The 8,023-nt window shown below is 70.6% G+C and carries 11 protein-coding genes; 8 read left to right on the plus strand and 3 right to left on the minus strand.

The genetic code is table 11. The features are described from left to right. The coding region (locus RT309_RS12105; RefSeq protein WP_313357374.1) for a LacI family DNA-binding transcriptional regulator at positions 1 to 433 on the minus strand (433 nt) is incomplete at its 3' end. An 81-nt stretch (positions 434 to 514) separates the two neighbouring features. Between RT309_RS12105 and RT309_RS12110 the strand changes: the two genes are divergently transcribed. Further along, entirely contained in the window at positions 515 to 1,084 is a 570-nt protein-coding gene (locus tag RT309_RS12110; protein WP_313357376.1) for a YdeI/OmpD-associated family protein, read from the plus strand. Positions 1,085 to 1,138: 54 nt separating this feature from the next. Here the strand turns inward: RT309_RS12110 and pyrE are convergent, their stop codons facing one another. After that, the gene (gene pyrE, locus RT309_RS12115) at positions 1,139 to 1,699 is read right to left on the minus strand and encodes an orotate phosphoribosyltransferase (RefSeq protein WP_313357378.1); all 561 of its coding nucleotides are present in this window, start codon (positions 1,697 to 1,699) and stop codon (positions 1,139 to 1,141) included. Positions 1,700 to 1,775: 76 nt separating this feature from the next. Here pyrE and RT309_RS12120 point away from each other — a divergent pair, with 76 nt between their 5' ends. From RT309_RS12120 to RT309_RS12130, 3 genes are read left to right on the plus strand one after another with little or no spacing between them, the layout of a single operon-like run. Continuing rightward, entirely contained in the window at positions 1,776 to 2,312 is a 537-nt protein-coding gene (locus RT309_RS12120; RefSeq protein WP_313357380.1) for a YbhB/YbcL family Raf kinase inhibitor-like protein, read from the plus strand. A 42-nt stretch (positions 2,313 to 2,354) separates the two neighbouring features. Next, positions 2,355 to 3,200, plus strand: coding sequence for an exodeoxyribonuclease III (locus tag RT309_RS12125; RefSeq protein WP_313357382.1), 846 nt, complete (start codon positions 2,355 to 2,357; stop codon positions 3,198 to 3,200). After that, entirely contained in the window at positions 3,197 to 4,036 is an 840-nt protein-coding gene (locus RT309_RS12130) for a Cof-type HAD-IIB family hydrolase (RefSeq protein WP_313357384.1), read from the plus strand. Before RT309_RS12125 ends, RT309_RS12130 begins: the two co-directional genes overlap by 4 nt. Before the next feature lie 11 nt (positions 4,037 to 4,047). On the opposite strand, the gene RT309_RS12135 is transcribed toward RT309_RS12130, so the two are convergent. After that, positions 4,048 to 4,671 (minus strand): dihydrofolate reductase family protein, encoded by a 624-nt coding sequence (locus tag RT309_RS12135; protein WP_313357386.1) that lies wholly within the window; start codon positions 4,669 to 4,671, stop codon positions 4,048 to 4,050. 98 nt (positions 4,672 to 4,769) lie between these two features. Here RT309_RS12135 and RT309_RS12140 point away from each other — a divergent pair, with 98 nt between their 5' ends. The 4 genes from RT309_RS12140 to RT309_RS12155 form a co-directional block, all read left to right on the plus strand. Next, positions 4,770 to 5,555: an HAD-IIA family hydrolase gene (locus RT309_RS12140; RefSeq protein ID WP_313357388.1), complete on the plus strand. Its 786-nt coding sequence runs from the start codon at positions 4,770 to 4,772 to the stop codon at positions 5,553 to 5,555. Positions 5,556 to 5,669: 114 nt separating this feature from the next. After that, the gene (locus RT309_RS12145; protein WP_313357390.1) at positions 5,670 to 7,004 is read left to right on the plus strand and encodes a sensor histidine kinase; all 1,335 of its coding nucleotides are present in this window, start codon (positions 5,670 to 5,672) and stop codon (positions 7,002 to 7,004) included. Continuing rightward, on the plus strand, positions 7,001 to 7,735 hold the full coding sequence (locus tag RT309_RS12150) for a response regulator transcription factor (RefSeq protein ID WP_313357392.1): 735 nt from the start codon (positions 7,001 to 7,003) through the stop codon (positions 7,733 to 7,735). Before RT309_RS12145 ends, RT309_RS12150 begins: the two co-directional genes overlap by 4 nt. Beyond that, the coding region (locus RT309_RS12155; RefSeq protein ID WP_313357394.1) for a benzoate/H(+) symporter BenE family transporter at positions 7,732 to 8,023 on the plus strand (292 nt) is incomplete at its 3' end. The genes RT309_RS12150 and RT309_RS12155, both read left to right, overlap by 4 nt.

Below are 8,023 nucleotides of genomic sequence, written 5' to 3' on the forward strand. Positions count from 1 at the left end.
GGAATGCCAGGTCGGCCTCCTCGGGCGCGACCACGATGAGCCCGTCGAGCCGGCGGCTGAGCACGCGCCGCAGCACGCGCTCGCCCTCGGCGGCTCCCTCGCCGGCCGACGCGACCAACACCAGCAGGTCGCGCTCCTGCGCGCGCGCCTCCACCGCTCCGACGATCTGCGAGTAGAACGGGTCCGAGATCCGCGTCACCGTGACGCCGATCGTGCGCGCGGATCCGGTGCGCAGCGTGTGCGCGAAGTCGTTGCGGCTGTAGCCGAGTTCGGCGATGGCACGCTCGACCGACTGCCGCTTGGAGCGGCTGACGCCGTCTTTCCCGGCCACCACGCGAGACACCGTGGACAGTCCGACCCGCGCCCGGGCGGCGACGTCCTTCATGGTCGGCCGCGACGCCGCCTCGGCACTTCCATCGCCCGTGATTGCCATAGTTGGCAGAGTGGCATGAAAACGTTGCCAAGTCGAGAACGAGGGCCTCTCGAGCATCCGGGCCCGCTCTATGCTGACCGGATGGGAGCTCTCGACGACGGTGAGCGGGTGACGGCGGCGGATGCTGCGCACTGGCGCGCCTGGATGGCCGAACACCACGAGACCGCCACCGGAGTGTGGCTGCTGCACGTGCGGCGCCGCGACCAGAACGGCATCTCGTACGACGACGCCGTGCGTCAGGCGCTCTGCTTCGGCTGGATCGACGGGCCCGTGCGCACGTTCGACGACGGCAGCGTCGGGCAGTGGTTCTCACCTCGCCGTCGCGGCAGCGGATGGGCGGCCACGAACAAGGCACGCATCGCAGAGCTCGAGGCCGCCGGGATGCTCGCACCGGCGGGCATCCGCGTGATCGAGGCAGCAAAGGCCGACGGATCGTGGAGCGTGCTCGACGGCCCCGAGGCCGGCATCGAGCCCGACGACTTCGCCGCCGCGCTGGATGCCGTCCCCGCCGCGCGCGAGAACTGGGACGCCTTCCCGCCGTCGGCGAAGAAGCTCGGCCTCACGAACATCGCGATGGCGAAGCGCGCCGAGACCCGGGCATCCCGCATCGCGAAGCTCGTCGCCGACGCGGCGCTCGGCACCCGCCCCTGACGGCGCCCCCGCCGCGCCGGATGCGAATCGGGGGAATGTCAACTGGGGCGCGGGCTACTGCGGGTCGAGGCCCAGGTCGTCGAGGTCGTAGGCGGCGAGCCACTGCAGGCCCTCGGCCTCGATCGCGGCCTGCGCGCCGGTCTTGCGGTCGACGATCACGGCGACCGCGAGCACCTCGGCGCCCTCGCGACGCAGCACCTCGACGGCCTTCAGCGCCGACTGGCCGGTGGTCGAGGTGTCCTCCAGCACGATGACGCGCTTGCCCGAGATGTCGGCGCCCTCGACCTGGCGGCCACGGCCGTGGTCCTTCGGCTCTTTGCGCACGACGAACGCGTCGAGCGGACGATCGGTGCCGACCGACGCATGCATGACCGAGTTCGCGATGGGGTCGGCGCCCAGCGTCAGTCCGCCGACCGCCGCGATGTCGAGGTCCTTGATCAGGTCGAGCATGATGCGCCCGATCGCGGGGGCGGCCCGGTGGTCGAGGGTCAGCTTGCGCATGTCGACGTAGTACGTCGCCTGCTTGCCGCTCGACAGGGTGAAGTCGCCGTGGAACACGGCCTCGTCCTTGATGAGATCGAGCAGGGCCTGGCGGTCTTCGACGAGGTTGGTCACGGCATCCAGTGTATTCACCGCCCGCCGCCTGGCCGGATGCCTACTCCTGCCCTACCGTGGGACGCGGAGGTCACCCATGTTCTCGTACGATCCCTATGCCGAACTCGCCGAGCTGCGACCGGTCGCCCCGCTCGAGCTGACCAGCCCCGACTTCACCGCAGGCGGGCCGCTTCCCGGCTTCGCCTGGTCGTCGGATCGGGCGGGAGAAGACCGCCACCCCATCTTGGAGTGGTCCGACCCACCCGCCGGCACCCTCAGCTTCGCCGTCTCGTGCTTCGACCCCGACGCTCCCACCGGGTCGGGCTTCTGGCACTGGGCCGCCTACAACCTCCCGCCCGACGTGCGCCGCCTAGACAGCGGCGACGGCACCGCAGGGGAGCTTCCCGCCGGCGCGATCGTGCTGCCGAACGAGGCACGCACAGAGCGCTTCATCGGCGCCGCTCCCCCCGCCGGAACGGGCATCCACCGCTACTTCTTCGTCGTCGACGCGCTCGACGTCGACCATCTCGATCTCGAACCCGGCTCGACGCCGGCGGTGCTCGGCTTCAACCGGCACTTCCACACGCTCGCCCGCGGCGTGCTGATCGGCACGGGAGACCCCGCGGAGCGGTAGCCGGCGACGGCGCCTGTCCGCCGCCCCGAATAGGCTGGATGCATGCGTCTGGCCACCTGGAACATCAACTCGATCCGCACCCGCGTCGCGCGCGCCGTCGACTTCGCCGTACGGGAAGACGTCGACGTGCTCGCGTTCCAGGAGATCAAGTGCAAGCCCGAGCAGTTCCCGTACGAGCCCTTCGAAGAGGCCGGCTACCAGGTCGAGGTGCACGGGTTCAACCAGTGGAACGGCGTCGCGATCGCGAGCCGTCTGCCGATGACGGACGTGCGCACGTCGTTCGCCGGGCAGCCCGGATTCGCGAAAGGGCACGAGGGCCCGGATGCCCCGCTCGAGGCCCGTGCTCTGGGTGTGATGGTCGACGGCGTTCGGGTGTGGAGCCTGTACGTGCCGAACGGCCGCTCGCTGAACGACGAGCACTACCACTACAAGCTGCACTGGCTCGAGGCGCTGCGCACCGCGACTGCCGCCGAACTCGCCGCGGATCCGAACCTGCCGCTCGCGCTGGTCGGCGACTTCAACATCATCCCGTTCGACCACGACAACGGCGATCCTGCGATCGTGCAGGGGGTCTCGACGCACGTATCGCCGCCCGAGCGCGAGGCGTTCTTCGCTCTCGAGTCGGCGGGCGTCACCGACGTCGTGCGCCCGCTGCTCCCCGAGGGGTTCACCTACTGGGACTACCAGCGCCTCAAGTTCCCCCGCAACGAGGGCATCCGCATCGACTTCGTGCTCGGCTCGAAGCCCTTCGCCGATGCCGTCACCGGCGCATCGATCCACCGCAACGAGCGCAAGGGCGAGCAGCCCAGCGACCACGTGCCCGTCGTCGTCGACCTCGACTTCGGCGGCAGTGACGACGACGGCGACATGCCGATGATCTTCGCGTGAGCCTTCGCCCTCAGGCGCCTCTCACGGGCATCCGGCTGATCGCAACCGATCTCGACGGCACCCTGCTCGACGAGTCGGGCAGGGTCTCGCCGCGCACGCGGGCGGCGCTCGACGCCGCTCGGGATGCCGGGATCGAGACGATCCCCGTCACCGCACGCCAGCCGATCGGGCTGCGGCCGATCGCCGAGCAAGCGGGCTTCGACTCGTGGGCGCTGTGCGGCAACGGCGCCTATGGGCTGCACCTGTCGACGCGGGAGCACCTGTTCGCCGAGGAGATCCCTGCCGACGTGCAGGGTGAGCTGGCGCGGGCGCTGCTGAAGGGCATCCCGGATCTCGTCTTCGCGAGCGTGCGCAACGCCGGCGAAGGGTTCGTCGCCCAGCACGGGTACGCCGCGCTCGCCCAGCTGAGCGACCACAAGCGCGACCCGGAGGCGATGGGCGGCGTCGCGCTCGACGAGGTGGTCGGCTCGCCCAGCCTCAAACTCGTGATCCGGCACGCGTCCGTGGGGATCGATGAGATCTTCGAGGCGCTGAACGACCTCGGGCTGACCGGCTTCGCGGCGACCCTGTCGGGTGCACCGTTCGTCGAGGTGATGGCGCAGGGCGTGACCAAGGCGACCGGGCTCGCTCAGGTGTGCGAGCGGCTCGGCATCGAGGCGCACGAGGTGCTGGCGTTCGGCGATGCACTCAACGACCTCGAGATGCTGCAGTGGGCGGGGCGCGGCGTCGCGATGGGCAACGCGATCGACGTCGTGCGGGATGCCGCCGACGAGGTCACCACAGCGAACGCCGACCACGGCGTCGCGCGCGTGATCGAGCGGATGCTGCGCGGCTGACCGGCCGGCGGCTACGCCCCCATCGCGCCGGTGCGCACCGCGCCCGGCTCGGGCGCATAGCGCAGCAGCACGGCGCCGCCGTCGCCGGCCTCGGCGCTGAGCAGGCGCATGTTGTGCGCGGCCGCGCCGTCGGGGAACACCTTCTTGCCCCGCCCGAGCACGACCGGGTACACCCACAGCTGCAGCTCGTCATAGAGCTGCTCGGCGAGCAGGGTCTGCACGAGATCGACGCTGCCTATGACGTGGATGTCGCGGTGCCTCTCGCGCAGCACCGCGATCTCTGCGGGCAGGTCGTCGCCGATGCGGGTCGAGCCCGGCCAGTCGAGCCCGAGGGCGGCATCCCTCGACGCGACGTACTTCGGCACCCGGTCGAACAGCTGCCCGATCCACCCCTCGGGGCCGTCGGTGTGCTGCGGCCAGTACCCGGCGAAGATGTCGTAGGTGCGGCGCCCCAGCAGCAGCGCGTCGAGGGTCTGCATCCCCGCCGCCACGCTCTCGCCGACAGCCCGACTCGGGTACCCCGCCTGCCACCCGCCGAACGGGAAGTCGTCGGTCGGATCCTCGTCGGGCCCGCCCGGTGCCTGAGCCACCCCGTCGAGCGTGGTGAACAGATCGATGATGATGCGTCCGGTCATGATGCCGATCATGCTCCGGCCCGCGACGGCGCGAAACCCCGATCGGCGATCGGCCGGCGGCGCCCGCGGCGCGCGCATCCTGCCGATAGCCTGAGGCCATGGCTGATCGCTCTGAGATCGAATGCTGGCTCACCGACATGGACGGCGTTCTCGTGCACGAGAACGACGCGATCCCCGGCGCGGCCGAGCTGCTCGCCGGATGGGAACGCGAGGGCATCCCCTACCTCGTCCTCACGAACAACTCCATCTTCACCGCGCGCGACCTCTCGGCCCGGCTGCGGGCCAGCGGCCTGCACGTGCCCGAGGAGCGGATCTGGACCTCGGCGCTCGCCACCGCCGACTTCCTCGCCCAGCAGCTGCCGGGCGGCTCGGCCTTCGTGATCGGCGAGGCCGGCCTGCACACCGCCCTGCACGATGCGGGCTTCATCATGACCGAGACGCGGCCGGACTTCGTCGTGGTCGGCGAGACCCGCAATTACTCGTTCGAGGCGATCACCAAGGCGATCCGGCTCATCGGAGCCGGATCGCGCTTCATCGTCACCAACCCCGACGCCACAGGTCCCAGCGCCGAGGGTCCGCTCCCGGCCACCGGCGCGATCGCGGCGCTGATCACCAAGGCCACAGGGCGTGAGCCGTACGTGGTGGGCAAGCCGAACCCGATGATGTTCCGCTCGGCGCTGAACAAGATCGGGGCGCACTCCGAGACGACCGGGATGATCGGCGACCGGATGGACACCGACATCGTCGCCGGCATCGAGGCAGGCCTGCACACCGTGCTGGTGATGACCGGCATCAGCGACCGGTCCGACATCGAGCGGTTCCCGTTCCGCCCCGACGAGATCGTGCAGTCCGTCGCGGATCTGCTTCCCGACCGCAACGACTGACCAGCCGGCCTCAGCCTGCCCCTTCCTGCGAGGAAACCGACCCGCTCCGCCTCAGCCCGCCCCGTCCGTCCTGCGGGGGATGCCCGGGCATCCGCTCGTCCGTAAGTTGGAGAGATGCCCGCGCCCGCCGCCTTCACCCGCACCCCGACCGACCGCGATCGACGGCAGGACCTGCTGCTCGCCGTGGTCATGCTGGTCGGCGCGGTCATCAGCGCCGCACTGTCGAGCATCTCCGGTCTCTACCGCGACGAGCAGGCGCCCCTGTGGTGGGCCCTGCTCGTCGCGGTCGGCGTCTCGGCTCCCCTCAGCATGCGCCGGCGGTACCCGGGTCTGGTGGCCGTGGTCATCGCGGTGGTCATGTTCACCAGCGTGACCCTGCACATCCCTGAGGTCTACGCCACCAACATCGCCATGTTCATCGCGCTGTACACGGTGGGCGCCTGGATGAACGACCGCCGCCGTGCGTTCGTCGTGCGTGCCGGGATCATCCTCGGCATGTTCGTCTGGCTGATCATCGTGATGTACCGCGATGCGATCGGCGAGGCGGACAAGGCCGAGGTCGCCGCCGGTCTGCTCTCGCCGTTCGTCGCGTTCATGATGCTGAATATCCTGATCAACGTCCTCTATTTCGGTGGCGCCTACTACTTCGGCGAGCGCTCGTGGCACGCCGCCGCCCAGCGCTTCGCGCTCGAGCAGCGCACCCGCGAACTCGAGGCCGAGCGCGAGCTCACCGCCGCGCAGGCCGTGGCTCTCGACCGGGTGCGCATCGCCCGCGAACTGCACGATGTCGTCGCGCACCACGTGTCGGTGATGGGCGTGCAGGCGGGGGCCGCGAGGCTCATGATCGACCGCGATCCCGATGAGGCGAAGCGGATGCTGTCCGGCGTCGAAGACGCCTCCCGTGCCGCGATCGGCGACTTCCGGGCGCTGCTCGAGACGCTCCGCGACCCGGGCGACGGCGGCGACGACGAGCCGTCGCCCGTCGGGATCGCCGACATCGAGCGGCTCGCGCAGGCATCGACGGATGCCGGGCTGCCGACCGCCTACACGGAGATCGGCGACCCCGAGCCGGTGCCGTCGACGGCCGGCGTGAATCTGTACCGGATCGCGCAGGAGGCGCTCACCAACGCCCGTCGCCACGCCGGAGCCGGCGCCACCGCCGACGTGCGGCTGCGATGGAATCCGGATGCCCTGGAGCTGGAAGTCGTGAACACCGGCCGCACGGTCGGCGTACTGCGCCCAGGTCTCGGCCAGCTCGGCATGCGCGAGCGCGCCCTGGCATCCGGCGGCGAGATCGAGCTGCGGCCGCGGCCGCAGGGCGGCTTCCGGGTGCGGGTCACCGTGCCGATCGCGGCGACCCCGGATTTCGAATCGCTCAACTTGTCGCGTCCCGGGCCGAGAAGCGACAAGTCGAGCGATTCGAAAGCCGCAAGAGGAGATGTCGGATGATCCGGGTGCTGCTCGTCGACGACCACGCCATGCTGCGCGCCGGTTTCCGCGCGATCCTCAGCACCCAGCCCGATATCGAGGTCGTCGGCGAGGCGACGACCGGAGCCGAGGGTGTTCGGCTCGCCACCGAGCTGCAGCCCGATGTCATCACGATGGACGTGCAGATGCCCGACATGGACGGCATCCAGGCCACGCGGCAGATCGTCGCCGACCCGCGCATCACGGCGTCGGTGGCCATCGTCACGACCTTCGATCGCGACGAGTACCTCTTCCAGGCGCTGGATGCCGGGGCCGGGGGCTTTCTGCTGAAGAACGCCGGGCCTGAGGAGCTGATCACCGCTGTGCGGGCGCTCGCGGCCGGCGACGGGATACTCGCGCCCGAGGTGACGCGGCGAGTGCTGTCGAGGTTCTCGATGCCGGGCGGCGGCGCTTCGGCAGGCTCCGCTGCCCAAGGCGCGAGCTCAGCGACCCAAGGGGTGGGCTCAGCGACCCAAGGCGCGAACTCAGCGACCCAGGGGGTGGGCTCAGCTGCCCATGGTGTGCTCACCGACCGCGAGTCGGAAGTGCTCGCGCTCATGGCCGACGCGCGCAGCAACGCCGAGATCGCCCGCGAGCTGTTCATCGGCGAGGCGACCGTGAAGACGCACGTGTCGCGAGTGCTGCAGAAGCTCGGCGCCCGCGACCGCGTGCAGGCGATCGTGCTGGCGCACCGCCACGGGCTCACCCGATGACCACCGCACCCACCGCTGCAGAGATGCCCCTCGCGTCCCGCCCGATCACCGCCGGGATCGTCACCGCCCTGGTCGGCTTCACCAGCTCGTTCGCCGTCGTGCTCACCGGGCTCGACGCGGTCGGCGCCACCCCGGCCCAGGCGGCCAGCGGCCTGCTGGTGCTCAGCCTCACGATGGGCGCCGCGTGCATCATCCTCGCCTGGCGCTTCCGCATGCCGATCACGGTGGCCTGGTCGACCCCGGGCGCGGCCCTGCTCGCCGCGGTCAGCGTCGTCGACGGCGGCTGGT

This window comes from Microbacterium sp. (assembly GCF_032084865.1).
GTDB lineage: Bacteria > Actinomycetota > Actinomycetes > Actinomycetales > Microbacteriaceae > Microbacterium.

Coding starts and splice junctions, on each gene's coding strand:
- RT309_RS12140 (WP_313357388.1), top strand. CDS start 4,770: ATGGCTGATCGCTCTGAGATCGAATGCTGGCTCACCGACATGGACGGC.
- RT309_RS12135 (WP_313357386.1), bottom strand. CDS start 4,671: ATGACCGGACGCATCATCATCGATCTGTTCACCACGCTCGACGGGGTG.
- RT309_RS12125 (WP_313357382.1), top strand. CDS start 2,355: ATGCGTCTGGCCACCTGGAACATCAACTCGATCCGCACCCGCGTCGCG.
- RT309_RS12120 (WP_313357380.1), top strand. CDS start 1,776: ATGTTCTCGTACGATCCCTATGCCGAACTCGCCGAGCTGCGACCGGTC.
- RT309_RS12145 (WP_313357390.1), top strand. CDS start 5,670: ATGCCCGCGCCCGCCGCCTTCACCCGCACCCCGACCGACCGCGATCGA.
- RT309_RS12150 (WP_313357392.1), top strand. CDS start 7,001: ATGATCCGGGTGCTGCTCGTCGACGACCACGCCATGCTGCGCGCCGGT.
- RT309_RS12110 (WP_313357376.1), top strand. CDS start 515: ATGGGAGCTCTCGACGACGGTGAGCGGGTGACGGCGGCGGATGCTGCG.